Origin of the sequence: Nocardia sp. NPDC058640, from assembly GCF_042716995.1 — a bacterium.
Lineage (GTDB): Bacteria > Actinomycetota > Actinomycetes > Mycobacteriales > Mycobacteriaceae > Nocardia.
Map to the genome: position 1 here is coordinate 16,586 of NZ_JBHXRG010000001.1, position 26,685 is coordinate 43,270.

Annotated in this window: 24 protein-coding genes; 14 read left to right on the plus strand and 10 right to left on the minus strand. The window is 66.2% G+C overall.

Features of this window, described 5'->3' with window-relative positions; all coding sequences use genetic code 11:
- Nucleotides 1-86: 86 nt before the first annotated feature.
- The 5 genes from ACFWU5_RS00105 to ACFWU5_RS00125 form a co-directional block, all read right to left on the minus strand.
- Nucleotides 87-713, minus strand: coding sequence for an MBL fold metallo-hydrolase (locus ACFWU5_RS00105; RefSeq protein ID WP_379266187.1), 627 nt, complete (start codon nucleotides 711-713; stop codon nucleotides 87-89).
- Entirely contained in the window at nucleotides 707-1,792 is a 1,086-nt protein-coding gene (locus ACFWU5_RS00110; RefSeq protein ID WP_379265590.1) for an S-(hydroxymethyl)mycothiol dehydrogenase, read from the minus strand. Before ACFWU5_RS00110 ends, ACFWU5_RS00105 begins: the two co-directional genes overlap by 7 nt.
- 50 nt (nucleotides 1,793-1,842) lie before the next feature.
- Entirely contained in the window at nucleotides 1,843-2,061 is a 219-nt protein-coding gene (locus tag ACFWU5_RS00115) for a three-helix bundle dimerization domain-containing protein (protein WP_379245849.1), read from the minus strand.
- Between the two features lie 138 nt (nucleotides 2,062-2,199).
- Nucleotides 2,200-3,405 carry a saccharopine dehydrogenase family protein gene (locus ACFWU5_RS00120; protein WP_379265591.1) on the minus strand — a complete coding sequence of 402 codons (1,206 nt, stop codon included), beginning with the start codon at nucleotides 3,403-3,405 and terminating at the stop codon, nucleotides 2,200-2,202.
- A 97-nt stretch (nucleotides 3,406-3,502) separates the two neighbouring features.
- Nucleotides 3,503-4,147, minus strand: a complete 645-nt coding sequence (locus ACFWU5_RS00125) for a TetR/AcrR family transcriptional regulator (protein WP_379265592.1) — start codon at nucleotides 4,145-4,147, stop codon at nucleotides 3,503-3,505.
- A 167-nt stretch (nucleotides 4,148-4,314) separates the two neighbouring features.
- On the opposite strand from ACFWU5_RS00125, the gene ACFWU5_RS00130 reads away from it, so the two are divergent.
- From ACFWU5_RS00130 to ACFWU5_RS00165, 8 genes are all read left to right on the plus strand, one after another.
- Nucleotides 4,315-6,468 (plus strand): MMPL family transporter, encoded by a 2,154-nt coding sequence (locus ACFWU5_RS00130; protein WP_379265593.1) that lies wholly within the window; start codon nucleotides 4,315-4,317, stop codon nucleotides 6,466-6,468.
- Nucleotides 6,469-6,648: 180 nt separating this feature from the next.
- Nucleotides 6,649-7,542 carry a ParB N-terminal domain-containing protein gene (locus ACFWU5_RS00135; protein ID WP_379265594.1) on the plus strand — a complete coding sequence of 298 codons (894 nt, stop codon included), beginning with the start codon at nucleotides 6,649-6,651 and terminating at the stop codon, nucleotides 7,540-7,542.
- Between the two features lie 181 nt (nucleotides 7,543-7,723).
- Nucleotides 7,724-8,788 (plus strand): 3-oxoacyl-ACP synthase III family protein, encoded by a 1,065-nt coding sequence (locus ACFWU5_RS00140; protein WP_379265595.1) that lies wholly within the window; start codon nucleotides 7,724-7,726, stop codon nucleotides 8,786-8,788.
- A 6-nt stretch (nucleotides 8,789-8,794) separates the two neighbouring features.
- Complete coding sequence (locus tag ACFWU5_RS00145; RefSeq protein ID WP_379265596.1) at nucleotides 8,795-9,679, plus strand: hypothetical protein; 885 nt, start codon at nucleotides 8,795-8,797, stop codon at nucleotides 9,677-9,679.
- A gap of 33 nt (nucleotides 9,680-9,712) precedes the next feature.
- On the plus strand, nucleotides 9,713-12,376 hold the full coding sequence (locus ACFWU5_RS00150; protein WP_379265597.1) for an aminotransferase class III-fold pyridoxal phosphate-dependent enzyme: 2,664 nt from the start codon (nucleotides 9,713-9,715) through the stop codon (nucleotides 12,374-12,376).
- A gap of 26 nt (nucleotides 12,377-12,402) precedes the next feature.
- Nucleotides 12,403-13,746, plus strand: coding sequence for a cytochrome P450 (locus tag ACFWU5_RS00155; protein WP_379265599.1), 1,344 nt, complete (start codon nucleotides 12,403-12,405; stop codon nucleotides 13,744-13,746).
- Nucleotides 13,743-14,579, plus strand: a complete 837-nt coding sequence (locus tag ACFWU5_RS00160) for an SDR family NAD(P)-dependent oxidoreductase (protein ID WP_379265600.1) — start codon at nucleotides 13,743-13,745, stop codon at nucleotides 14,577-14,579. The genes ACFWU5_RS00155 and ACFWU5_RS00160 overlap by 4 nt, the downstream gene beginning before the upstream one ends.
- Entirely contained in the window at nucleotides 14,576-14,989 is a 414-nt protein-coding gene (locus tag ACFWU5_RS00165) for an SCP2 sterol-binding domain-containing protein (RefSeq protein WP_379265601.1), read from the plus strand. The genes ACFWU5_RS00160 and ACFWU5_RS00165 overlap by 4 nt, the downstream gene beginning before the upstream one ends.
- A 48-nt stretch (nucleotides 14,990-15,037) precedes the next feature.
- Here ACFWU5_RS00165 and ACFWU5_RS00170 read toward each other — a convergent pair whose 3' ends face one another.
- Complete coding sequence (locus tag ACFWU5_RS00170; RefSeq protein WP_379265602.1) at nucleotides 15,038-15,691, minus strand: TetR/AcrR family transcriptional regulator; 654 nt, start codon at nucleotides 15,689-15,691, stop codon at nucleotides 15,038-15,040.
- Between the two features lie 148 nt (nucleotides 15,692-15,839).
- Here ACFWU5_RS00170 and ACFWU5_RS00175 point away from each other — a divergent pair, with 148 nt between their 5' ends.
- On the plus strand, nucleotides 15,840-17,873 hold the full coding sequence (locus tag ACFWU5_RS00175; RefSeq protein WP_379265603.1) for a CocE/NonD family hydrolase: 2,034 nt from the start codon (nucleotides 15,840-15,842) through the stop codon (nucleotides 17,871-17,873).
- Nucleotides 17,874-17,927: 54 nt separating this feature from the next.
- On the opposite strand, the gene ACFWU5_RS00180 is transcribed toward ACFWU5_RS00175, so the two are convergent.
- The 3 genes from ACFWU5_RS00180 to ACFWU5_RS00190 are packed head-to-tail and all read right to left on the minus strand — an operon-like array spanning nucleotide 17,928 to nucleotide 19,951.
- Nucleotides 17,928-18,689: a DUF72 domain-containing protein gene (locus ACFWU5_RS00180; RefSeq protein WP_379265604.1), complete on the minus strand. Its 762-nt coding sequence runs from the start codon at nucleotides 18,687-18,689 to the stop codon at nucleotides 17,928-17,930.
- Nucleotides 18,690-18,696: 7 nt separating this feature from the next.
- Nucleotides 18,697-19,647, minus strand: a complete 951-nt coding sequence (locus ACFWU5_RS00185; RefSeq protein WP_379265605.1) for a TIGR03557 family F420-dependent LLM class oxidoreductase — start codon at nucleotides 19,645-19,647, stop codon at nucleotides 18,697-18,699.
- 37 nt (nucleotides 19,648-19,684) lie between these two features.
- Nucleotides 19,685-19,951: a plasmid stabilization protein gene (locus ACFWU5_RS00190; protein WP_379245817.1), complete on the minus strand. Its 267-nt coding sequence runs from the start codon at nucleotides 19,949-19,951 to the stop codon at nucleotides 19,685-19,687.
- A 367-nt stretch (nucleotides 19,952-20,318) separates the two neighbouring features.
- On the opposite strand from ACFWU5_RS00190, the gene ACFWU5_RS00195 reads away from it, so the two are divergent.
- The 5 genes from ACFWU5_RS00195 (at nucleotide 20,319) to ACFWU5_RS00215 (ending at nucleotide 25,997) form a co-directional block, all read left to right on the plus strand.
- Nucleotides 20,319-20,972: a rhomboid-like protein gene (locus ACFWU5_RS00195; protein WP_379265606.1), complete on the plus strand. Its 654-nt coding sequence runs from the start codon at nucleotides 20,319-20,321 to the stop codon at nucleotides 20,970-20,972.
- A 90-nt stretch (nucleotides 20,973-21,062) separates the two neighbouring features.
- On the plus strand, nucleotides 21,063-22,067 hold the full coding sequence (locus ACFWU5_RS00200) for a YdcF family protein (protein WP_379265607.1): 1,005 nt from the start codon (nucleotides 21,063-21,065) through the stop codon (nucleotides 22,065-22,067).
- Nucleotides 22,068-22,198: 131 nt separating this feature from the next.
- Nucleotides 22,199-23,101: a metal-dependent hydrolase gene (locus tag ACFWU5_RS00205; protein WP_379265608.1), complete on the plus strand. Its 903-nt coding sequence runs from the start codon at nucleotides 22,199-22,201 to the stop codon at nucleotides 23,099-23,101.
- On the plus strand, nucleotides 23,098-24,192 hold the full coding sequence (locus tag ACFWU5_RS00210) for a PDR/VanB family oxidoreductase (protein ID WP_379265609.1): 1,095 nt from the start codon (nucleotides 23,098-23,100) through the stop codon (nucleotides 24,190-24,192). The genes ACFWU5_RS00205 and ACFWU5_RS00210 overlap by 4 nt, the downstream gene beginning before the upstream one ends.
- A gap of 32 nt (nucleotides 24,193-24,224) precedes the next feature.
- Nucleotides 24,225-25,997: an SDR family oxidoreductase gene (locus ACFWU5_RS00215; RefSeq protein ID WP_379265610.1), complete on the plus strand. Its 1,773-nt coding sequence runs from the start codon at nucleotides 24,225-24,227 to the stop codon at nucleotides 25,995-25,997.
- A gap of 6 nt (nucleotides 25,998-26,003) precedes the next feature.
- On the opposite strand, the gene ACFWU5_RS00220 is transcribed toward ACFWU5_RS00215, so the two are convergent.
- Nucleotides 26,004-26,507, minus strand: a complete 504-nt coding sequence (locus ACFWU5_RS00220) for a hypothetical protein (RefSeq protein WP_379265611.1) — start codon at nucleotides 26,505-26,507, stop codon at nucleotides 26,004-26,006.
- Between the last annotated feature and the right edge of the window lie 178 nt (nucleotides 26,508-26,685).

Genomic DNA, 26,685 nt, shown 5'->3' on the forward strand with positions numbered 1-26,685 from the left:
GACAATTGATCACCAGGCATTCACGCAAACATCGCGCGAGAAGGATTCTGCACAGAAGCCTGGTGATCAATTGCCCAATAAGGGATTCAGTGCCCCCGAGCGATCCAATCGGACAAAGCGGGCTTTTCGGTGCCGATGGAGGTGCTGTCGCCGTGGCCGGTGTGGACGGTGGTGTTGTCGGGCAGGGCGAACAGGCGGTCTCGGATGGAGTCGATGATCGTGTCGAAGTCGGAGAAGGAACGGCCGGTGGCGCCGGGGCCGCCTTGGAACAGGGTGTCGCCGGTGAACAGGGCGGACAGGTCGGGGATGTGCAGGGAGACCGAGCCGGGGGAGTGGCCGGGGGTGTGCAGGATGTCGATGTCGGTGCCCGCAACGGTGATTCGTGGGGTGTCGGCCAGGGAACGGTAGTCGGCGGTGGGGTGGGTCATGCGCCAGAGGGGGTCGTCGCCGGGGTGCAGCAGGACGGGGGCGTCGAAGCGTCGGGCCAGTTCCGGGGCGACGGTGACGTGGTCGTTGTGGCCGTGCGTGCACAGGATCGCGGTGACCTGGCGATCGCCGACCGCGTCGGCGATGGCGTCGGCATCGTGGGCGGCGTCGATGACCAGGACTTCGTTGTCGTCACCGATGAGCCAGACGTTGTTGTCGACATCCCAAGTGCCGCCGTCCAGCGCGAAAGTGCCTGAGGTGACGACTCTTTCGATGCGGGTCACCAGACCACCACCGAACGCAGCACGCGACCTTCGGCCATCGCGGTGAACGCCTGCTCTACCTCGTCGAGGCCGATCCGCTCGGTGACGAACCGGTCCAGCGGCAACCGGCCCTGGCGGTAGAGGTCGACCAACATCGGGAAGTCGCGTTCGGGCAGGCAGTCGCCGTACCAGGAGGATTTCAGCGCGCCGCCGTGCGAGAACAGGTCGATCAGCGGCATGTTCAGCTGCATGTCGGGGTTGGGTACGCCCACGAGCACGACCGTGCCCGCCAGGTCGCGGCCGTAGAACGCCTGCTGCCAGGTTTCGGGGCGGCCGACCGCGTCGATCACCACGTCGGCACCGAAACCGTCGGTGAGTTCCTTGATCGCCTCGACGACGTCTTCGCTGGTCGCGTTGATCGTGTGGGTGGCGCCGAAGTCCTTGGCCCAGTCCAGTTTTCGCTGTTCGCGGTCGATCGCGATGATGGTGCCCGCGCCCGCGAGTCGCGCGCCCGCGATGGCGGCATCACCCACACCGCCGCAGCCGATCACCGCGACACTGTCACCGCGCGAGACGTTTCCGGTGTTCATGGCGGCACCGATGCCGGCCATCACGCCACAGCCCAACAGTCCCACTACAGCCGGGTCGGACTCGGGATCGACCTTGGTGCACTGCTTTTCGTGCACGAGGGTCTTGTCCGCGAACGCGCCCACGCCCAGTGCGGGGGTGAGCGGGGTGCCGTCGAGCAGCGTCATCGGGACGCTGGCGTTGTGGGTGTCGAAGCAGTACCAGGGGCGCCCGCGCCGACAAGCCCGGCACTCGCCGCACACCGCGCGCCAGTTCAACACCACGAAGTCGCCCTGCGCCACATGGGTCACCGCCGCACCCACGGTTTCCACCACACCGGCGGCCTCGTGCCCGAGTAGGAACGGGAACTCGTCGTTGATCCCGCCGTCGCGGTAGTGCAGGTCGGTGTGGCACACCCCGCAGGCCTGCACGCGAACCACCACATCGTGCGGCCCCGGATCGGGAACGACGATGTCGACGGTTTCGACCGGCGCATCCTTCGCGCGGGCGATAATTGCGCGAACGGTATCGGGCATGCGGACCTCCTGTTGGTTGGCGTGGTCTACGTCAACGCTAGCGGGGCCGCTCAACTGGGGATGGGCGGGATCTCGCCGGTGGGCGGACCGAGCTCTTCCTTCACATGATGTTCCACGAGCAACGGAACGTAGTCGCGAATATGCACCTTGCCGAACGCGTCGTACACGTTGTGGACGATGTCGGCGAGCTCGGCGGGGGCGATGGTCGGGTATCGGATGATCAACCGCTCGATGACTTCATCGAGCTGGCGGTTCTCGTGGGTAGTCATGTTCCCGGAGTACCCGCGAACGCCGTCGACCAACGGAGCATGAGGAAATCGGTCGGCGACAGACGACGGAGCGTGAGGAAATCGTCGGCGACAGATACGGCGGCACGCAGGAAGCCGCGATTCGTTCGGTGCCAGTGGCTACGGCACGAGTAGCCCGGTCAGTAGCGACGCCCGCAGACTCTCGGCATTGTCGCGCGCGCCGACCCATGAGCGAGTGGTCGCAGTCATCGCGGCTGGCGCCGGGTTGCCGATGCAGTGCGGCGCGAACGCGGCGAAGAACTCATCGGGATCGAACAGCGTCTCCGGCGTGTGCACCCCGGCCGGTCGGTCGCGGGTCCCGAGCAGCAGCGCCGCGACGGCCAGCGGAATGCCGGTGTTGTCGGACATGCCGCGCCCCGGAACCTGGGCCAGAGCCGTTGCGACAGTGGCCGGTTCGCCATCTCGCCGACCGGTGACCATGGCGAACAACGGCGGCAGTACTCCGTCGCCGAGGTTGCCGGGCGGCAGCATCGACACCACCCGTGCGGCCACGCGCGCGGCCCGGTCGACGCTGAGCAGCTTGCGATCCACCGACATCCGCAACCCGCGGCACAGCGCGTACAGGGCCCGACCGCCGGTGATCACGTTGGTGTTGTCGCGCAGCTCGGGCATCGCGCGATGCAGGGTGACGGCCTCGGGATGCCCGAAACTCCAGCCGACGCCCGCGCCGAGTCCGGGGTAGTCGATGTCGACCCGCTCGAGCGCGGGCCGGTCGACGAGTTCGCCCTCGCGGGTGACCCGGATCGTGCCGGTGATCTGTCGGATCGCGTGCAGGTAGGCCGCCCCCGGTGCCCGCCCGCCCGCATCGCTGTCGTGCGCGGTCCCCGCGTCGGTGCCGCTCCACGCGGTGATCACACTGTCGACGCTGTCGAGTTCACGGGCCGCGGTGACCGCGAGCAGATTCGCGACGCCGGGGCTGGCGCCCATCCCCACCAGCGCGACGACGCCCGCGTCTCGGGCGCGTTCGCGCAGGTCGAGCATGGTCAGCGTCGGCTCCCAGTCGTCGCAGATGTCGATGTAATCGCAGCCCGCCTCGATCGCCGCGGTCAGGATCGGCATCCCGAATCGGTAGTACGGGCCGACGGTGTTCACGACCAGGTCGCAGGCGTTCAGGGCGGCGCGCAGTGCGGCGGCGTCGGTGACGTCGAGCCCGCGCCCGGCGACCGTGGGCCCTATCGAGGCGGCCACCCGGCCTGCCACTCGCGCGTCGAGGTCGGTCACCACCAGCTCGTGCTGCCCGGCGAGTGCGCGGGCGGCCACGCGCCCCATCTGTCCCGCGCCCCCCAGAACCAAGATCTTCGTCATCGCTGGAACCTCCGTGATCGCCTAGTCGTGGCAAATCAGACAGTGACTGTCAGTTTCGTTCGACTATACGTGGGCACGAGGCTTGTGCAAGTGACTTTCAGGACGGTGGCGAGTGTTCGAAGCCCAGGATCGCCTCGGCGCTGCGGGTCAGCGCCTCGAGGATGTAGGCGAGTTCGTACCGCAACGGCTGTTCGAAATCGGTCGATCCCCAGTGGTCGAGCGCGGCGTCGAACCCCCATGCCAGCGTGGCCGCGAGCAGGCGGATCTCGAGTTCGTCGGCCCGGCGGCCGATGCGCGCGGCGATGGCGTGGCGCAGCACTTCCTCGAGTTCTCTTGTCTGCCTGGACAATCCGTCGCGGACATCGGGCTCGCTGGCGACGTACCGCATCCGGCGGCGAATGCGCTCCTCGTCGGCGGCCAGGTCGTCCACCAGCATGGGCGCCGCGGCGCGGATCAGTTCGATGAACTCGGCGACCGAGACCACGGTTTCGCCGTCCTGGCTGAGCAATTCGATGAGTTTGGGGTCGTGCTCGTCCCACAGGATGAGCGCTTCTTTGGTGCTGAAGTAGCGGTAGATCGAGCTCGGCGACACCTTGGACGCCGCCGCGACCTGTTCGACGGTGACGTTGCGAAAGCCGAACTCGTCGAACAGATCCAGTGCCGACCGCTGGATCTCGCGCATGGCGTGCAGTTTCTTGCGTCCCCACGCGGAGGTGGGCTCACTCGGCTGTGTCGGAGGCATCCGGCAAGCCTATCTCGCAACCCGAAAAACGGAAAGTGACTTGCAGGATGGCGCGACACTGCCTAAGCTCAGGAATATCTGACAGTCACTGCCAGCTTGGAGGCGGGTCCATGACGCAAGTGCAAACCAGACCGAAGCCTGATGCGTCGCCACCTCAGCGGCCGAGCGTGGCCCATCGCTGGGGGGTGTTCCTCGCCGCGCACTGGCGCCTGACTCTGGCGATGTGGGCACTGGTGCTGGCGGCCTGCGCGGTGAGCATGCCGCTGCTCGAACACCGTTTGCGCGCACCGGATTTCACCGTCGACGCGGCACAGTCCGCGGAAGCGCGGCGGGTGGTGTCCCAGCACTTCCCGGCCATCGGCGCCGAGCAGGACGTCGTTGTCTTCGACTCGGGGCAGTTCACGACCGACAGTGCGCAGTATCGAGCGGTCGTTGGCGATATGCTGACGAAAGTGCGTGCCACACAAGGAGTTTCAGAGGTCGTCGGGCCGTTCGACGACGCGCCTGCCGCGCTGATCTCGACCGACCGCCGCACCGCGATCGCGATCGTGGGTCTGCTCGGCTCGGCCGATCGGCGCGCACAGATCGCGAAAGACTTGGCGCAGAAGGTATCCGAGCACAAGGCGGGCCCGGTGACCGTCGGGCTCACCGGCCACTCGCCGATGCAGAACGATCAGGTGCGCATCGGCGTGGAAGACACCACCAAGGCCGAGTTGATCGGACTGCCGGTGGCCCTGCTGCTGCTGGTACTGGCCATGGGGGCGCTGATCGCGGCAGTGGTCCCGGTCGGCATGGCCCTGGCGGGGATCGCGGGGGCTTACGGGTTGATCTACCTGCTGTCGCAGGTGATGCACTTCGACACGCTGGTGCTCGCGATCGCGACGATGATCGGCACCGGTGTCGGCATCGACTACTCGATGTTCCTGGTCAGCAGATTCCGGGAAGAACTGGCAACAGGCGGCGGTGACCGCGCGAGCGTGCGGCGCGCGGTCGGTGCGACGATGGACACCACTGGTCGCACCATCGCGGCATCGGGATTGATCGTGATGATCTCGCTGGGCGCGCTGTTCGTGGTGCGAGTACCCATCTTCCGCGCGGTCGCGGGCGGTGTCGCCGCGTCGGTGACCGCGGCGCTGCTGGTCTCGCTGACCCTGCTGCCCGCGGTCATGGCGGGCCTCGGCACCCGAATCAACAAGGGCGCGCTGCCGGCGAAGTTCACCCCGCCCGACATCCAGCCCGACCAGCCCGCCGGGGTGTGGCAGCGCTGGGCGCGCATGACCATGCGCAAGCCGATCCTGTTCGCCGCCGCCGCGATCGGCCTGCTGGTGCTCTCCGCGGCGCCGCTGGTCGGGGTGAAGTTCGGCGTCGACGCGGGCGCGGCCGCGCTGTCGGAGGAACCCTCGGGCCGGGCGACCGAGCTGGTGGAGCAGAAGTTCGCCAGCGGACTGCTCGCGCCGGTGCAGATCGTGGCCACCGCACCGGGTGACGGTCCGATGACCGAGACGCACGGGCAGCGGCTGGAGAACTTCGCCGCGAAACTGTCGAAGGACAGCCGCATTTCGTCGGTGATCCCGGAGGAAGCCGACGGCCGGGTGGTCGCGACGGTGATCCTGCGGGTGCCGTTCGATTCGCCGGAGGCCACGGCGCTGGTCGAGTCGATCCGCAAGGACGCCAGGATGGTCACCGCCTATGGCGGTCCGGTCATCCGGGTCGGTGGCGAAACGGCGGAATACGTCGACTTCTCCCGCGAGATCAAGGATAAATCGCCACTGGTATTCGGGTTGGTACTGGCCAGCTCGCTGCTGTTTCTGATCGTGGTATTCCGCAGCGTGCTGTTGCCGCTCGAGGCGATCGTGATGAATCTGCTCGCGATCGGGGCCGCGATGGGCATCACCGTCGCGGTGTTCCAATGGGGGCTGGGTGAATCGCTGTTCGACTTCACCAGCCGCGGATTCATTCAAGTATTCTTGCCAACAGTTGTCTTCGCGGTGCTGTTCGGGTTATCGATGGATTACGAGGTATTCCTGATCGGTCGAATCAAGGAATATTGGGATCGCGACGGCGACAACAAATCCGCGGTCGCGGCCGGTTTGGCCCATACCGCACGACCGATCACCGCCGCGGCCGCGATCATGGTGGTGGTATTCGGTAGCTTCGTCACCGCGCATGTGATGGAAGACAAACAAATCGGGTTCGCCCTGGCAGTGGCGGTGGCCATCGACGCGATCATCGTCCGGTTGATGCTGGTCCCGGCCCTGATGCAGATATTCGGGCGCTGGAATTGGTGGTTCCCGACACGGCGCGGCAAACGCCTTCCGTAATATCCATAACGCCCGGCTCCGGACGCTGGAAATAGGCGGCGTCCGGAGCGCTGGTGGCATTGTCGTCGGCGTTACCATCATGCAATAATTCTCTTGTCGGGCGGCCCGACATCGTTCGGCACATCGTGGTTCCGGTTTCGTTCGGGCCTCTGCGTGCCACCACGATTCGAGGATTGTGTGATGAACGGAAACTCTGCTGCCCAAATTCCCCCGAAGACCGCCGGGGCCGACAATTCCGCACGACTGTCCCGAGTGGGGATTTCGCGCACCGTGGTGGATATTCCGCTCGCGATGATCGATACCGGTGAATTCCTGCATGTACGGGCGGTGAATATCGAGCACGCGCAGATGCTGGCGCAGGTCGATTCCGGGTTGCCGCCGATTCTGGTCCATCGTGGCACAATGCAGGTGATCGACGGTTTGCACCGGCTGCACGCGGCGCGGTCGAAGGGTGCGCGCACGATCACGGCACGCTTTTTCGAAGGCAGCGTCGAGGAAGCCTTCGTGCTCGCCGTGGAATCGAATTCCGATCACGGTCTACCGCTGTCGTTGAAGGACCGCAAGGCCGCGGCATTGCGGCTGGTCGCGATGTATCCGGTGTGGTCGGACCGGCGGATCGCGACCGTGACAGGGTTGGACCACAAGACGGTGGGCGTCATCCGTCGCCGCACGAGTGGGGAAATTCCCCAGTCGACCGGCCGGCTGGGACGCGACGGGCGAGTACGCGCGCTGCCGACAGCGAAGCCGGGTCCCCCCGTGGTCGTTCCCGAGGACGAGCCCGTGCCCGATCAATCCCGGCGCGCGCCCGTAAAGCCAACGGCCACACCGCGTTCGGGGCCGACGGTGATCGACAATCTGCGCCGCGACCCGTCGCTGCGACTGTCGGAGAGCGGCAGGCAACTGCTGCGCTGGCTCGACGCCGTACCCAAGTCGACCGCGGAATCCACCGACCTCGCCGACCAGCTCCCGCAACACTGCCTCAACCTGATCCTGGAGGTGGCCAAGCACAACGCCCACTCCTGGCAGCGTTTCGCGGACCAGGTCGGCGGCCGGCTCGAGGACCGAACCGACTGACTTTCCCGGCAATTCGAACGACTTTCGATTCACGCCGAATTCACGCAAGTTTCGGTCCGTGTATTCGAGCGCGAGTATTTCGCGGCGATACCGGAGGTCCGCGCATTGACGGACCGTAGTTTCGTATTGAAGGATCAATTCCAGACATTTCTGCGCCAACTCGAAAATGGAGCCGAACGAAATGCCTTCGATAACAGACACCCACACCAGAATCGAATCGCTGGGGACATATCTCCCCTCGAAAGTCGTCAGCACCGATGAGCTGATCGCCCAATTGGACACCGACAACCCGCCGCCGCTGGAAGCACTCACCGGAGTGCGGGAAAGGCGCGTGTACGACGACAGCGATGCCGGCTATGAGGACTCGTTCACGCTGGCCCGGCGCGCGATCGACGACTGCCTGTCGCGGTCGCGCTACACCCCATCGGAGATCGACGTCGTGATTTCGGCATCGATCACCCGAACCCGTGGACGGGGGCATTACAGCATGGAGCCGTCGTTCGCGGCGGTGCTGGCCGAGGATATCGGCGCCGAACACGCGGTGGCCTTCGATATCGGCAATGCCTGTGCGGGCATGGTGACCTCGATCATGCTGCTGGACCGGATGATTCGCGCGGGAATAGCTCGCACCGGCATCGTGGTCAGCGGTGAGCAGATCACCCCGATCGCCGCGACCGCGGTGCGCGAGATCAGCGAGAAGTACGATCCGCAGTTCGCCTCGCTGTCGGTGGGCGACGCGGGGGCGTGTGTGCTGCTGGACCGCGCCGTCGACGATGCCGATCGCATCGAATACGTCGACCTCATGACCTCCTCGTCGTACGCGGAGTTCTGCATCGGCGGGCCGAGCCGGACCAGCCAGGGCCTGGCGATGTACACCGACAACAAGTCGATGCACACCGAGCAGCGGTATCTGCAGGGCATCGTCTGGTATCTGGACTACCTGCGCGAGCGTGGTAGCCGGATCGAAGCCGAGCAGCTCGATTTCATCATTCATCACCAATTCAGCACCAGGGCACTGGATTACATCAACGCCCTGCTCGAACGCGAATCAGGACTTCCGGCGCCGGAAAGTCTCACCGTGCTGGAGAAATACGGAAATACCGCGTCCACCTCACATTTCGTCGCCCTGCACGACCACCTGAAGCGCGGCACGATCACGCCCGGTTCCACCGTTCTGATCGTTCCGTCGGCATCGGGAATGGTCTACGGCCACATGTCCGTTCGTATTTCCGCTCTGGGGAGTTGACCACACATGCGTATTTCGATTACTTCCGCGACCACGGTCGGTGAATCGCGTGGTGGCGGTTCGGTGGACCGATCGGCGATAGCGGTCGGCGAAGCGCTGACCGCGGGCGGCATCGACGTCGACGACGTCGATCTGCTCATCAATACCGGAATCCACCGCGACGACAATATCGTCGAGCCCGCGATCGCGGCGTTGATCCAGAAGAAGTCCGACATCAATCCGCTGTATGAAGGCCAGGCGCAGCCCGCGCTGTCGTTCGATCTGATGAACGGCCCGTGCGGATTCCTCGACGCGATGGAAGTTACCTCGGCGATCTTCCGCACCGGCGGTCGGCGCCTGGCGGTGATCGTGGGCGGCGAAGGGCACCCGTCGGGCTCGGCGCGCGAGGACAGCACCTTCCCGTACCTGACCAGCGCGGCCGCCGTAGTGGTTGCCCCCGCCACGGACAAGACCGGTTTCGGGCGGGTCTACCGGGCCCGCACGACCGCTCCCGACCTGCCGGTCGGCTACCTCCCGCTGACCACCATGGGCGCGCAGGGATGCCGGGTCATCGGCTTCGAACGCCCCGACGAACAGGCCTACGACCGGGGCCTCGACGTCGCTGTCGAGGCCGTCACCGCCTGCCTGGAACGGGAGGGACTGGATCCGGCGCGGTGCGTGCTGCTGGCGAGCGAACCTCGTCCCGGTTTCGCGAAGTCGGTGGCGTCGGCAGTGGGTGTGGACCGGGTCGTCACACCCGACGCGCCCGCCGATCCGCACAGTGCCGCACTGCCTTTCGCCTACCAGGCGTGGCTGCACGCCGACACCCCGCGCGGTGACGCCGCGCACGCGCTGTTCCTGGGCGCCGACGGCTATTTCGTCGCCGCCTGCGCGGCCTACCGCCTGCCCTGATCACCGGTTCGATCCGAATTCTGGAGTTAGACAATGAGCAAGAAATCTCGCGCCACCGCCGACCCACTGGCCAAGCCCGCGCTCGCCGTCATCGAAGCGGGCAGGCTGCTGCTGTGGACCGGCTTCTACGGTTCCCGCTACGTGTTGGGCGCCGCGCGCCGCGACCACGATCAGAAAGCCGCCGCCCGGCTGCTGCGTGACTACCTGCTGCGCATGGGCCCGCTGTATGTGAAGGCAGGCCAGGTGCTCGGCACCCAGACCGGGCTGCTCACCAAGGACGCCACCGACGAGTTCCGTGACTTCTTCTCCGGCCTCGAGCCCATGGACCGGGCCGACCTGGAACAGACGCTGCGGCTGAATCTGCGCGCGCCGGTGACCGAGCTGTTCGCCGAATTCGACTGGCGACCGGTGGCAGTGGGCTCGGTGGCCCAGGTGCACAAGGCGGTGCTGCGAACAGGTGAGACCGTCGCGATCAAGGTGGTCAAGCGCGGGGTGCCCGAACAGCTCAAGGCCAGCGCCGCGGTGCTCGGCGTGCTGTTGGGCACCGCGCACCGGCTGGTCCCCGCCGTGCGCAAGCTCGACGGACCCGCGCTGTTCTCCGAACTGCGACCCTTCCTCACCGGGCAGTGCGATATGCGCGCCGAGGCCGGACGTCAGCAGGCCGTGGCCGAGAACTTCACCGCCCACCCCTTCCTGCGAGTGCCTCGGGTGTACGAGCAGTACTCCACCGAGCGGGTGCTGGTGATGGAGTTCATGGAGGGCATCTCCGGCGAGCAGGTCGACCGGATCGCCGACGAACACCGGCCCGAGCTGGCCCGGCGGCTGCAGGACGTCTTCGACACGATGGCCTACTTCCACGGGCTGTTCCACGTCGACCCGCATCCGGGCAATGTGATGTTCCGCGAGGGCGGCGAGATCGTGATGATCGACTTCGGCCTGGTCGGCGAACTCGGCGAAGACGACAAGTGGGCGCTGGCCGCGTTCTACTTCGCGTGCACCCGGCAGGAATGGGATCAGGCGGTCGACCGGTTCACCAAGGCGTTCATCGCCGAGCGTGGCACCCTCGACCAGCACTGGGCGGAATACGCGAAGGAACTGTCGGGCATCTTGGCCCATCACTTCCGTGAGCAGACCGAACGCTGGTCGACGATGTCGTTCTTCGACGACGCCAGCACCCTGCTCAACCGCTACGGCGCCCGACCCACCACGCGGTTCACCCTGCTGTCGCTGGCCTTCCTCACCGGCGAGGGTTTCGTGACCGTGATCGACCCCGAGATCGACATCTGGGCCAACGCGCGCCGGTTCAACGACAAATACTCCCCGTACATGAACGCCGAACTGCAGGCCGAGTTCGAGGAGGTGATCGGCACGATGAGCCCGCAGTCGATGGCGGTCAAGAACGACACCACGCGGGCGTTGATCGCACCGACCCACCTGGATCGGTATGTGATGCCCAGCCAGTTCCCGATGATCATCGACGAGGCCAAGGGTTCGAAGGTCCGCGATATCGACGGCAACGAATACATCGACCTGTCCTGCGGTTACGGACCGCACATTCTCGGCTACGCCCCCGAGGTGGCCGTCGAGGCGATCCAGCGGGCCGCGGCCAAGGGTTCGGTCAACGCGATGGGTAACCGTGACGAACTGCGCCTGGCCGAGATCATCGCGCAGGCGTTCGACCCGCTGACCAATGTGGTGCTGTGCAATTCGGGCACCGAGGCGGTGCAGGTGGCGTTGCGCATCGCCAGGGCGCGCACCGGGCGCGACCGGGTCGCCAAGTTCGAAGGGCACTATCACGGCTTCTCCGATCAGGGCACCGTGAGTTCCTGGTTCGTGTTCAGCGGCTCGAAATACCAACCGGAACCGATCAATTCGGCCGGCGCGCAGCGTGCGGTCACCGACGGCACGGTGCTGCTGCAATACGGGCACCCCTCGGCGTTCGACACGATCGCCGCGCACGCACACGAACTGGCCGCGGTGATCATCGAACCCATGCCGGGCGCGACACTGACCTACGATGCGCAGTTCCTCGCCCAGTTGCGCGAAACCTGCACGCGGCACGGCATCGTGCTGGTGTTCGACGAGGTGGTCACCGGATTCCGGGTGCACTTCGGCGGCGCCCAACACCTGGCGGGCGTGCGCCCCGACCTCACAGCGCTGGGCAAGATCATCGGCGGCGGGTTGCCCTGTGGCGCGGTGGTCGGCACGCCCGAGGTGATGGAATCCGGTCGCACGACCGGTGATCCGTTCCGCGACGTCGACGAGCGCGCGTTCGTCGGCGGCACCATGAGCGGCAATTCCATCACCACCGCGGCGGGCCACGCGGTGCTGCAGTATCTGGGCGACCACCGCGAGATCTACCCCGAACTCGACGCCAAGACCCAGCGTCTACTGCGCGACATGGGTGCTGCCGCAGACGAACTGGGCATCGCCTGCAAGCTCAAGGGCTCGCACTCGATGTTCAATATCGCCTTCGACTACGCCAGCCCCAAGCTGGTGCGCGACAAGATCGCCGGCACGAACATCAAAGCCAGCCTGGCGCTGTGCTACTACATGCGCAAGTACGGCGTGTACTTCCCCGAGTTGCACGGGCTGTTCCTGAACGCCGCGCACACCACCGACGACCTCGACCACATCGCCGATGCCTTCGCCAAGTGCATCGGCGAGATGGAACAGCACGGGCTGTTCCTCGCGTGACCGCGCCGGACGAAAGGCGAAATCTGATGCTGATGCAGACAATCGAGTCCGATCACGCGACCGACCTGGCCACCCCGCCCGGCCCGTGGCTGCCCGCCGTGGTGCAGACCGTGGTGTTCAACTGGTGGCGACACCGCTGGGCACCGCAGTTGCGCACGAAGTTCGGCGACGTCATCTCGATGGACATCTACCCCTGGCGCAAGGTCGTGCTGCTCTACGACCCGGCCCACATCGCCGCGATGTTCGCCGCCCCACCGTCGACATTCGATGCGGGAGAAGGCAATCGGGTGCTGGCTCCCGTCATGGGCGACCGTTCGGTGTTCATGGTCGACGGCGCCGACCACAAGCGCCTGCGCAAGCTGATGACCCCGCTGTTCAGCCGCAGCGCGGTGCGCAGCTACCTCGACGTGGTGCGCGACCTGACCATCGCCGAGGTCGACAGTTGGCCGATGGCCACACCGTTCGAAAGTCACGACAGGATGCGGGAATTGACTCTCGACATCATGTCGCGCGTGACCTTCGGACTCGCGGAAGGTCCCGAGTTCGATCAGCTGCGCACCCTGCTGGGCCGACTGCTCGACATGGACCTGGCGATCCTGATGGGGCTCAATGTGCCTGCCGCGCGGCGGTTCGGACCGTGGCAGCGGGCGATGCGATTGCTCGGCGAGATCGACGAACTCATCTATCGGGTGATCGCCCGGCGCCGCGGTGAGCCCGATCTGGCCCAGCGCACCGATGTGCTGTCGCGGTTGCTCATCGCAAGCGACGCCGACGAACGGCTTGCCGATGTCGAGATCCGCGATCAGCTGGTCACCCTGTTGATCGCGGGTCACGAGACCACCGCGACCGGCCTGGCGTGGGCGCTGCACGAACTGGCCCGCGACCCGGAGGCGGCACGCACGGCCACCGCCGCGGCGTGCGGCGACGACACCGCCTACCTGGAGGCGATGGTGAAGGAGTCGCTGCGGATGCATCCGGTGATCTTCGAGGTCACCTGGACGTTGACCACCGATGTGGAGCTGGCGGGGTTCCGACTTGCCAAGGGCGCCACCGTGATGCCGATGATCGGCGTGATGCAGAACGATCCAACCCACCATCCCGAACCCGACCGGTTCCGGCCGCAACGGTTTCTCGGCAGCGATATCCCGACCTCGACCTGGGCGCCGTTCGGCGGTGGCGCGCGGCGATGTGTCGGAGCCAATTTCGCGATGATGGAGGCGGTCGAAGTACTGCGGGTGGTGCTGTCGCGGCGCGCGATCACCACCGATCGCCCCCGGCCCGAGCCCGCCACGTCCAAGCATGTCGCGTTCGCGCCCGCTCGTGGCGCGCGGATCATCGCGCCGCCGTTGCCCCCGGTGGGAGTGCGATGAGGCAATTCGCGGGCCGCACCGTTGTCGTCACGGGCGCCGGCTCGGGGATCGGGCAGGCGCTGGCCCTGCGGTTCGCCGACGCGGGTGCTCGGCTGGCGCTGGCCGATCTCGACGGTGCCGGGCTGGAACAGACTGTGCGGCAAACACGCAACCTCGGCGCGGAGGTGAGCGCACGCGTTATCGACGTCACCGATCGCAGCGGCGTGTTCGGCTGGGCGGCGGACGTCGCGCAGAGATTCGGTGCCGTGCACGTGGTGATCAACAATGCCGGCGTCTCGTTCACCGGCGAGATCGAACGCACGGAGTTCGCCGACCTCGAGCGGGTCATGGACGTGAACTTCTGGGGCGTGGTCAACGGGACCAAGGCGTTCCTGCCGCACCTGATCGCCTCGGGCGACGGGCATCTGGTCAATGTCTCCAGTGTGTTCGGGCTGGCGGCCTTCCCTGGGCAAGGCGCCTACTGTGCCGCGAAGTTCGCGGTACGCGGGTTCACCGAGGCCCTGCGAATGGAACTGCGCGCACAGCACCAGCCCGTGCAGGTCACCTGCGTGTGTCCGGGCGGTGTCAAGACCGCCCTGGTACGGAACTCGAGCGCGGCCGCCGACATCGACGTCGATGTGCTGGCCGCGGCGTTCGACCGTGATCCAGGGGTGTCGGCGCACTCGGCCGCGGCGACGATCTTCGCCGGCGTGCGCGCGGGCCGTTCGCGCGTGCTGATCGGGCGCGACGCGTGGCTGATCGACCTGACCCAGCGCGTGTTCGGGGCAGGCTATCAGCGGGTGCTCGGTCCGGTCGGGACGCGGCTGATGGACCGGATTCGGGTGCCGTCATGACCCCGGAGATCACCGAGGCGCAGTTCCGGGAGCTGGTCCTGCGGTCCACCGACACCGAGCTCGTCGAGCTGCTCGACGAGCCGGTGCTGCGCCGGATGTTGTTCGAGCGGATCTTCGAACTGTGCTGTGTCAGTGTCGATGTCGCGAAAACGGCCAAGGTCGATGTGGTCGTGCGCTGGGCGATCGGCAGCGGGCCCGATCTGTGGGACATGCACGTGGTGGGCGGAACGTGCGCGGTCGTGCCCGGACCGTCCGGGCAGCGGCCCAATGTCACCCTCACCATGAGCGATACCGTGTTCCTGCGGTTGATCGCCCGGCAATCCAACGGCCTGCACCTGTTGGCGACCGGGAAGGTGCGGGTGCGGGGGAGCAAGCACACCGTGATGCGGATGGACAGCTGGTTCCGCTGATCATCGGTGTAGGACCGGGCCGGTACTCGCGACGATGCGGGTACCGGCTTAGTTCGTTTTCGAGCCGATGCGTGCCAACACCGCGCCGACCACCAGGCACGCACTGTCCACCACATCGTCTTGCGGCTGGCGGTATTCGTCGAGGACCCATTTCTGGGCGATGACCACGATCGCGCCGACCAGGCCGAACAACACGGTGCGCACGCTGACGGCGGGGTGGGTTTCCAGGTCTACGTGGGGGGTGACCAGGGCCAGCAGGATGTTGACCAGGGCGTCGAGCATGTCCTGGTAGGCGCGGTCGACCGTGGGGCTCACGCCCAGGATTTCGAAGAAGCCGATGCGGGGGACTCGGGGGTCTTCGTGGATGAGTTGGAAGTAGGCGGTGAGGGCGCTGCGGATCTGGGTCTCGGGGTCGGCGTCGGCGTCGCGCAGGCCCACGTGGATGGATTCGAGCATGCGTGCCACGATTTCGCGGAAGACCTCGAGCAGCAAATCCTCACTGTCGGTGAAGGATTCGTAGAAATACCGTTTCCCCACCCCGGCCGTCGCGCAGATGGTGATGACCGTGGTGTTGCGGTAGCCGTCGGTGCCGAAGGCCTGCGTGGCCGCCTCGATCAGCCGGGTGCGGCGCTCGAGTTGGCGTTGCCCGGGAGCCGCGCCGCGGTATCGGCGGCCATCGGAGTCGAGTTCGGGCGTTGTCACCGCGTCGATTCTGTCAGGTGGTCCCGATGGTGCGAGTGCGGGTCAGGGGTGTTCGAGAACATGTTCTTGCGATCGTACGTGACGCACGCTACGTTACTCCACGGTAAGGAACGTTCTGGTTCCCGATGGTGGAGGGCTCAACCTAGGCATGATCAAACATCGAGGACGGTTCGCCGCGCTGGTCGTAGCAGCTGTCGTGTTGGCAGGCGGGGTCGTGTCGACGCAGGTCGGACAGGCATCACCGAACGCGGAGGGCCTGGACGCGCAGTTCGTTGCCACCCATAACGGACCGCAGCAGTACCCGAAGGTCTTCATCGAGTGGGACGTGCCGATCACCATGAGTGACGGCACGGTATTGAAAGCCAATGTCTATCACCCGGCCGGTGCTGATGGTCAGCCGATCGCCGAGCCCACGCCCACCATCGTCAATATGACGCCGTACACCAAGCTGGTCTCCAACGTCGCGGACTCGACGCTGTCGGTGCCGGGGCTGTCGGAACTGCTCGATCCGGTGCTGCGGAATCTGGACTTCTCGCCGTTCGGGTTCAGCAGCCTCAGCGACATGTTGCGGATCGTGCCCGGCGGCGCGGCGCGCACCTTCTCGGTGGACCGCAACCTGATCCGCAGCGGCTACACCCAGGTGGTCGTCGACGTGCGCGGCACCGGTTTCTCGCAGGGCACCTGGCAGGTGTTCGGTGAACGCGAGCAACTCGACGGCCCCGAGGTCGTGGACTGGGCGGCGAAACAGGGCTGGTCCAACGGCAAGATCGGGATGAGCGGGGTGTCCTACTCGGGCATCAACCAGCTGCAGACCGCGCAGCGTCATCCCGAAGCGCTGAAAGCGATCTTCCCGATCGTGCCCGGCAGCGACCTGATCCGCGACGTCGCCGCGCCGGGTGGCAACCTCGGCATCGGCTTCATCCCGATGTGGTTGCTCGCGGTGAACGGCGCGAAACTGCTGCCCGACATGGTGTCGGTGCTGACCGGCAAGTTCGACTGGGTCTGGATGGCCGACCGGGTGCGCGACCCGTTCACCTTCTTCAATGTGCTGATCGCGGCGCTGAGTACGCCGACCGTCGACCAGATCCCACCGGAGCTGGCGCCGATCCTCGACGACGACAGCCCGCTGCGCGCCTCCTGGATCGGGCGACCGGATCAGGTGGAAGTGCCGACGTTCGTCTACGGCGGTTGGCACGATCTGTTCACCCACACCACCCCGCAGATCTACAACGCGGTCGATGTGCCCGCCGAGCAGAAGAAGCTCGTCATGGACGACATCTACCACATCACGTTGAGCTCGGGCATGGGCCAGCCGACCGGTCCCGCGCCGCTGGACGCGTTGCAGCGTGCGTGGTTCGACAAGTGGCTCAAGGGAATCGACAACGGCGTCGACCGCTACGACCCGGTCACGTTGTGGCAGCAGGGTAGCGAGCAGTGGACCAGCGATGTCTCGTTCCCCCGTCCGGGCATGCAGTATCGGCGGATGTATCTCGACGGTGCGTCGTCGGGGACCGCGCCGGGCGCGCTTTTCGACGGCAGCCTGGTCACTGAACCCCGTGCGGCTCAGCGTATTTCGGTCGATCCGGGGCTGACCACGCTGTGCTCGCGTGATGCAGCGCGCGGCACGGCCGGTCTGATTCCGCTGCCGGATATCTGTTCGAAGGACGCCCGAATCGCCGAAAGCGCGGGCCTGACCTTCACTTCGGCGCCGGTGACGCAGCCGACCACGATCTCCGGTTCGATCGCCGCGCACCTGAACACCGTGCTCGACGCGACCGACGGGTACTGGACGGTGACGGTCAATGATGTTGCGCCCGACGGTCGTTCGACGGTGTGGACGCAGGGGCAGGTCATGGCGTCTTTGCGTGCGGTCGACGACAGCAAGTCGACTCGATCGCCCAATGGCGACTACACCGAGCCGTTCCCGGTGCTCACCCTGGACACCCGCCAACCGGTGGTCCCCGGCGAACCGACCACGGTCGACATCAGCATCCGCGGCACCGACGGTGTCCTGCAGCCGGGTCACCGGCTGCGCGTGGATGTGTTCCCGAGCAACTTCCCCAGCGTGATCCCGTTGCGGCCGTTGCTGAACGAGAGTGGGCTGCGTACCCAGCACATCGAGCTGGATCCGTCGCGTCCGAGCTGGATCAACGTGCCCCTGGGTGAAGATCCGGGCTGGTGACCCATCAGCGAACCCCCGTCTCGAGAATCGTTGTCGAGGCGGGGGTTTCGTGTGTCACGGTAAGTCGGGCACTCGCGTCGTATTCGCGCCCGCGTTCGCGGCCAGATGCGCGAAGACCACGGCATCGCGGACAGCCGCACCGCCGTGGTCATTGTTGAAATAGACGTAGCTGTCGTCCTCGGATGACCAGGTGTCCAGCAATCGACGCACCCAGGCGCTCAGCGCGTGTTTGCCATAGGACGGCAGGGGCGCGGCGCGGCCCGCGTGCAGGCGCAGGTACGCCCAGTCGGTGGTCCGCCACAGCGGTGTCACCGGGCGGGAGTCGCGATCAGCCCAGGTCAGGGCCGCATTATGAGACTTCAGGACGTCGCGGATCTCGTCGGTCCACCAGGAATCGTGGCGCGGTTCCACGGTCACCCGCACCTTCGCGGGGAAACAGCGCAGGCAGTTGTCGAGCAGTTCGGCGTCCGCGCGCAGGGTCGGCGGCAGCTGGAGCAGGATCGGGCCGAGCCGATCGCCGAGTCCCGCCGCGTGCTCCAGCAGGCGTTGCACCGGTTCCTCGGGGTCGCGCAATCGCTTGATGTGGGTGAGGTAGCGGCTGGCCTTGACCGCCATGACGAAGCCGGCGGGGGTGCGTTCGCGCCACGCGGCGAAGTTCTCCCGGCTGGGTAGCCGATAGAACGCATTGTTGGACTCGACCGTGTCGAACGCTTCCGCGTAATGTTCGAGCCACAGGCGCACCGGCACTCCCTTGGGGTACAGCACGCCACGCCAATCACGGTATTGCCAGCCGGAAGTGCCGACATACATGGTCATTTCGGCCTCAGCGCAACAGTGGTGCGAGGTCGCTGCGATAGAAATCGAAGAACGCGTCCATGTCGGGGCCCGCGTTCATCAACACCACGTGATCGAAGCCCGCGTCGACGGCTTTGCGTACCGCGTCGACATACGGTTTCGGATCGCTGCCGCAGATAAAGGAATCGAGCATGTCCTCGACTCGCACGGTGGTCGACGCGGCGGCGAAATTCGCCGGATTGGGCAACTCGCTCATGACTTTCCAGCCGCCGGTGCTCCACCTGTTCGTCGACAACGCGGCTTCGGCGCCGGTGTGAGCGTCGGCCGCGAACGCGACACCTATTTCGACATAGCGTGGACCCGAACCGCCTTCGCGTTGAAAGGCTTGCACGAGTGCGGGATCGGACTCGGTGGCGAAGAGGCCGTCGCCTAATTCCGCGGCGATCTTGGCAGCGCTGGGTCCGCCCGCGGCAACCGCGATCACCGGCAGAGTTTCGGGTAGATCGAAGACGCGGGCTTCCGACAGTTCGAGGAATTCGCCGTAGTAACTGCGATAACCGCCGCGCCACAGCAGGCGGATGATCTCGAGCGCTTCGCGCAACATGCGGTGACGGATGAGTACCGGTGGGAAATCGTGGCCGACGATGTGTTCGTTGAGTCGTTCACCGGCGCCGATGCCGAGGGTGAAGCGGCCGTCGGACAGCAGGGCGGTGGTGGCGGCTGCCTGGGCGATGATCGCGGGGTGATAGCGCAGGATCGGGCAGGTCACGCCGGTAGCGAGGCCGACCTTCTCGGTGCTGGCGGCGATCGTGCCGAGCACGGTCCAGGCGAAGGGGGAATGGCCTTGGTTGTCCAGCCAGGGATGGAAATGGTCGCTGATCTCGACGAAATCGAAGCCGACTTCCTCGGCTCGCACGGCTTGTCGAACAAGTTCTTTCGGGCCGAAAGCTTCCGATGCCAACTTGAAACCGATCTGCATGGGCGAACCTTTCGCAGTGGGGTCAGCTGGGGCGGGGTCAGCTGTGGCCGAGGGCGTTGGCCAGTTCCTGCTTGTTCATTTTCGAGCGGCCGTCGATGTTGCGGCGGCGGGCCTCAGCGTAGAGCTGGTCGCGGGTTTTACCCGAACCGCTCGATTCGGTTTCGCCGTGTTCGGCGCGGGTCTTGTTGACGGTTGCTGCGGCGATCGCTTCGGCGCGTTTTTCGCTGCGGCCGCGGTCGAGTTCGGATTTCTTGATGTCTTTGTATTGGCGTTCGCGTTTGGGGCTCCACGCTTGCTGGGGCATAGGCTGCTCCTGTTCCGATCGGTGGGCGGCTCTGATTGCCGCCTACCCGGAGATCGGCCGAGGAAACAGAAAGCCAGTGACAGACTCGGGTGACGGCACCATAACCGGTGCCGTCACCCGAATCGATCTTGGTTTACGGGAAGAACAGTTCGAAGATGGCCTCGACGAAGTCCACGAAAAATTCCCACGCCATGACGTTCACCTCCTTCCCTTTGTGCCCAGCTAGTTACTGGTCCGCGCCAACAGATCAGGCGGTGAGGGCCCAGCTTCTTCGCTGGTGGTGGGCTAGATACCCGGCATATCGCGAGTACCCGATTAGGTGTTAGCAATAACACGGCAACCAATCTTTTCCTGGCACACTGACCAAGTGCCCGCACCCCGCGCGATCGCGACCCGCACCTGGCGGTGGATTCGCAGCGCCCCCGGCACCTACCTCTGGCTGACAACCCTCGCCATCACCACCCTGATCATCGATCTCCTCCCACCCGACGAGGCGAAAGACTGGCTCGATCACCGTTCGACCAACCTGCATCACCTCGCCGAGGAACCCGTCCGAGTCCTGATCACCAGCGCATTCTGGATCGACGGCAGCAGCTGGCTCGCCTACGCCGTGCTGTTCACCGTCTTCCACGCCAACGCCGAACGCTGGCTGGGCACCTGGCGTTGGCTCGCGGTGGTCGCACTCGCGCATGTCGGAGCCACGTACCTCAGTCAGGGCGTGCTCCTCTGGGCCATCCGCAGCGACGAAGCCCCGGAAAAGGCGATGTACATCCTCGATGTCGGCGTCAGTTACGGCCTGGCCGGCGTCGCCGCGGTGCTGGCCTACCACCTGACGACACCGTGGCGCTGGTGGTACGTCCTAGGCGTGCTCGCGGTGGTCCTGCCGCCGATTTTCCTGAACCGCACCTTCACCGACATCGGCCACGCGAGCGCCGCCGCCATCGGCTTCGCCTGCTACCCGCTGACCCGCGGCCGCGGCCGCCCATGGAATCCCCGCACGCTGATGGCTGCCCGGCGATGATTGCCAACAGGTAGCCGATGTGGTGCACTTCGCACCCGCTACCGCCCTCCACGAGCCTGCTCGCCGCCCGACGCTGACTAGGCTGAGCACGTGATTTTGCTGGCGATAGGTGTGGTTCTGCTCGGTGTGTTCGCGCTGCGCTTCCGGCAGGAGCGGCGACGGTTCAGCAACGGCGTGTTGTTACTGCTGGGACTCCTGTGCGTCGGCGGGGAACTGGTGGGCTCGGGCACCGAGGGTGTGGGTGCCGAGCTGCTGTTCTTCTTCGCGCTGGCGATGTCGCCGCTGCTGGTGTTGGTGCTGGCCGGGCTGCTCATGGTCAACGGGGTGGTGATGCTGCGACGCGAAGGGATGCGGGTGGCGAACCTGCTGTCGCTTGGCCTCGGCGTGGCGCTGCTGGTTCCGTACGTGCTGCTGGTGGTGGCGGTTACCGCCGAGTGGTTCGTGCTCGGTGCGCTGCTGTTGGCGGTGGTGCTGGTCGCGTCCTATCTGGGTTTCGTGCTGGCCGCGTTCCTGCTGTACTCGCTGGTCTACGGCTGGGTGACCCGCACCGACAACGCCCTCGCGATCGTGGTGCACGGCTCCGGCCTGCTCGGTGATCGGGTGCCGCCGCTGCTGGCGAGCAGGCTCGATCGCGCGCGCGGCATCTGGCAGGTCGACCGCGCGCACGGCCCCTCGCCGCTGCTGGTCACCAGCGGTGGCAAGGGCTCCGACGAGAAGGTCGCCGAGAGCACGGCCATGGCCGCCTACCTGGTCGAACACGGGGTGCCCGCCGACGAGATCCTGCAGGAGGACCGCTCCACGACCACCCGCGAGAACCTGGTGTTCAGCAGGCAACTGCTGGCCAGGCAGGGGATCGACAGCCGCATTCTGCTGGTCACCAGCAATTTCCATGTGCTGCGCACCGCGCTGCTCGCCCGGTCGGTCGGCATCGACGCGCAGGCCGTCGGCGCGCCGACCGCGCGCTACTACCTGCCCAGCGCGCTGCTGCGCGAGTACGTCGGAATCCTGTTCGAACACAAGATCCTCAATGCGGTGATGTGCGCGCTGATGGCGGCGTTCCCGGTCTTTCTGGCGATCTACGGTGTCACACAGTAAAGAATCTTGGTGTTACCCGATTTAGGTGTTACCTCCCGTACTGGATAGTTGTATCCTCGAATGACCGAACGGGATGCAGCGTCGCATCCTCGAGCACGCCCCGATCGTGCGCGGTTGATCGAGGAGTATCGATGAAGTTACTTCGCTGGAACACCCGAAATCCGGAGGTCGATCCGGGCACGGTCGCGCTGCACGCGCGCAATGTCGCCTTCGACTGGACGGGCGTGGACCTGCAGTGGATGTCGTCCGAACCGATCGCCGGTCACCTGATCAGCGCGCTGAACATGCTGCTTCCCGAGGGCGAGCGCATGTTCATCGAGACCTACCGTGAGGCGCTGCCCTACGTCAAGGACGAGAAGCTGCGCGAGGACATGCTCGGCTTCATCGGCCAGGAATCCATGCACGCCCAGACCCACGGCAAGGTGCTCGAGGACGTGTTCACCGCGCACAACGTCGACGCGGGCCCCTACCTGCGGCAGATGGAATACCTGTTCCGCATCTCGCTGGGCGCACGCGGCGGCGACGACCGCGCGGGCCGCCAGATGCTGGTCGAACGGCTGGCTTTCATCGCCTGCCTCGAGCACTTCTTCGCCTGGCTGGGCGACTGGATCCTCAACGCCGACATGGAGAAGTTCGGTGCCGACCCGCGCATGGTCGACCTGTTCCGCTGGCACGGCGCCGAGGAGGTCGAGCATCGCAATGTCGCCCACGACGTGGCGGAGTACTTCGGGGTCGGGTATGTGCGCCGGTGCGCGTCGATGACGATCGTGTTCCCGATCTTCCTGATCGTGCTGGTGCGTGGGGCGCGGTTCCTGGTGAACCAGGACCCCGGGCTGCCCGATCACGGCTACCCGCGGGTGCTGGGCGGGGTGTTCGCGGCGATGTGGCGCGGTGCGCTGCCCGGCGTTCCGTCCCTGCTGCAAAGCGCCCTGTCGACCTTCCAACCCGGCTACAACCCGCAAACCGTCGGCTCGACGGCGCAGGCCATCGCCTACCTGGCGGCCTCGCCCGGCGCCCGCGCGGCAGCGTCGTGACCACCCGCGACATCCCCGCCGACCTCTACGGCAGGCGCCGCCACGACCCCGCGATCAAGGTCATCGACGCGATCGCGTCCACTCGGCTGCGCTGGAGCGCGCTGGTCAACCGCGGTGATCTGCGCCCGCGCGTGGACGACCGCCGCCTGCGCGTGCTGGTGACCGAACGTCGGATCGAGGCGCACGACCAGGACGTGGTGAGCCTGCGCCTGGAGTCGCCCGACGGTCGGGTGCTGCCGCGCTGGCGGCCGGGCGCGCACCTGGATCTGGAGTTGCCGTCGGGTCGACTGCGGCAGTATTCGCTGTGCGGCGACCCCGCCGACGAGCGCGCGTATCGGATCGCGGTGCGTCGCATTCCCGGCGGTGGTGGCGGTTCGGTCGAGATGCACGACACGCTGACCGTCGGTAGTCGGCTGGTGGTGCGTGGGCCGCGCAACGCGTTCCCGTTCGCGATCCCCGGTCACGGATCACCTTCGCACAGACTGCATTTCGTGGCAGGCGGCATCGGCATCACCCCGATCCTGCCGATGGCCCGACTCGCGCACCGGCTGGGCGTGCCGTGGACGCTGGTCTACAGCGGACGCAGCCGCGACACCATTCCGTTCCTGGCCGAGATCGAGAGCTTCGGCGGAAATGTCGTGGTGCGCACCGACGACGAGCACGGACTTCCTACCGCGCAAGACCTGCTGCCCGGAGTTCGGCCGGGCACGGCGGTCTACGCCTGCGGACCGACCCCGATGACATCGGCCATCGTCGCCGCTGTACGCGAAATGCCCTCGGTCGAACTGCATTTCGAACGGTTCTCCCCGCCCCCGATCATCGACGGCACCCCGTTCGAGATCGAATTCGCCTCCACCGGCGAGGTGGTCACGGTCGCGGCCGACCGCACCGTACTCGACACCATCCTGAAAACCCGCCCCGACCAACCGTATTCGTGCAGACAGGGCTTCTGTGGCACCTGCGTGATTCGCGTGCGCGCGGGCGAACCCGACCACCGCGAGACCACGCTGTCCGATGCCGACCATGCCGAAGGTGCCATGCTGGCGTGCGTATCCCGGTGCCACGGACAGCGTTTGGTGCTCGACCTGTGAACAACCATGCTGGACAAGGAGTCCGAAAGACCATGACCAACGACAGCCCCCAGCCCGCGAATCAGCGCATTGTCCGCAGCGGCGAGTTCGACATCGCCGTGTTCGAATACGGCGATCCGACCGCCGACACCATCGTGCTCGTGCACGGCTGGCCCGACACACATCACCTGTGGGACAGGGTGATTCCGCTGTTGACCGACCGTTTTCACGTGGTCGCCTACGACACCCGCGGGCACGGTGAGTCCACTCGCACGCAGCGCACCGCCGACTTCCGGCTCGACGAACTGTCGCGTGATTTCTACGCCGTGATCGACGTGGTGAGTCCTGACCGTCCCGTGCACGTGCTGGCGCACGACTGGGGTTCGATTCAGCTGTGGGAGTCGGTGTGTGAGCCGCAGGCGCAGCAGCGCGTTGCCTCGTTCACCTCGGTGTCGGGCCCCAACCTCGACCATGTGGGCAAGTGGGTGCGCGCGCGACTGTCGCGGCCCACCCTGCGCAATGTGTGGCAGCCGTTGACCCAGCTCGCTTCCTCGGCCTACACCGGTTTCTTCATGATCCCCGGACTGCCGCGTGCCACGTTCAACGCCGTCGGCACCGAAAAGGTATGGCAGCGTGCGGTTTCCCTGATGAACGACACGGCCACCGCCAATGTGAAGCTGGGGCCCACGTTCCGTCGCGACATGGTCGACGGGCTGCTGATCTACCGTGCGAACATCGTGCAGCGTCTGCTGTCCCCGCGCGAGCGGCACACCTCCGTGCCGGTGCAGTTGATCGTGGCCGGGCGTGACGTCGCCCTTCGGCCCGCTGGTTATGACGACTACGCCCAGCGCACCGACCGGCTGTGGCGTCGCGATGTGCCGGCGGGGCACTGGATGCCGTTCTCACATCCCGAACTGCTCGCCACCGCCACCACCGAACTGATCGACGCGCTCGACGGTTCCGAGGTGGCGCGTGGACTGGCCAGGGCCGAAGTCGGTGTCGCGCGAAAGGAATTCGATCACAAGCTGGTGGTCATCACCGGTGGCGGCAGTGGCATCGGCCGGGAGACCGCGCTGGCGTTCGCGCGTCTGGGCGCCGAAGTTGTCGTCTCCGACGTGAACGAGCTCGCCGCCAAGACGACCGCCGAACTGGTGATCGCCGAAGGTGGTGTGGCGCACTCGTATTCACTCGACGTGTCGAACGAGGATGCGGTGCGTGAACACGCCGACGAGGTGATCGCGGCGCACGGTGTGCCCGATGTGCTGATCAACAACGCCGGCGTCGGCCAGGCCGGTGCCTTCCTCGACACCCCGTCGGAGGAATTCGACCGGGTGCTACGGATCAACCTCGGCGGAGTTGTCAACGGCTGCAGGGCATTCGGTGCGGCGATGGCCGATCGCGGCCTGGGCGGTCACATCGTGAACCTGTCCAGCATGGCCGCCTACAGCCCGCAGCGCGACATGGCCGCCTATGCCACCAGCAAGTCCGCGGTGTTCATGTTCTCCGACTGCCTGCGCGCCGAACTGGCCGAGCGCGGCATCTCGGTGTCGACCGTCTGCCCCGGCATCGTGCACACCAATATCGTTGCCACCACTCGTTTCTCGGGCATCTCGGCCGAGGAAGAAGTGGCCACGCAGCAGAAGTTCGACAAGCTGTACCAGCGGCGCGGGTACACCCCCGACCGGGTGGCGGAGCAGATCGTGAAGGCCGTGCGGACCGGGCGTGACATCGTGCCGGTGACGCCGGAATCGTGGCTGCAGTACCGGGTCAACCGGATCGCACCCGGCGCGGTGCGGTTCGCGGCCCGTCGGATGAAGCTGGTCTGAGTTCGTTTACGCCCGGCGCAGTTGCTTCTCCACGGCGGCAACGTGCCGGGCGTCCACGCCCCACGGGTTCTCCACCCCGACCCTGCTGTCCAGGTCCCACAGCACGCACTGCTCCTCAGGCTGCGCGACCATCGACCAGGCGACCACGGTGCGGCCCAGTTGTTCCTGCATCGAGCCGTGGTCTTGCGTGCTGTCACCCACCCCCTCAGGGAAGTGGTGCAGGAACCGGCCGTAAGCCTGCTCGCAGAACTTCGCATACAGCTGTGTGCAGAGGATGAAACCGTGCCAGGCCTCGTCGACCGCGTGCGACGGCATACCGATCACCTGATCGTCGCGAATGGCGGCGCCACAGCACCGCAACCATTGGCGCAGACCGGTTTCCACGAGTTCGCGCGGCTGCCACGGGCTGGTTTTGAAGACCGCCTCGGGTAGATGCAGGGCAGCGACGGTGCGGTCGACGGTGCGCAGGTCGACTTGCCGTTTGCCCGGTCGGGGGAGAGTGAACGCCACAATTCACTGTACGGCCACTGGTCGTAGTCGGGGTGGGAGGTTAGCCTGCGGGGATGGTGATGACGCTCGTGATCCTGGTGGGGATTTCCGTTGTGCTGATCGGCGTGGTGGTGACCGCCGTCGCGCTGCTGATTCGGAAATTGAGCGCGCCGCACAGTGGCGGGCCGCGGGATCCGCG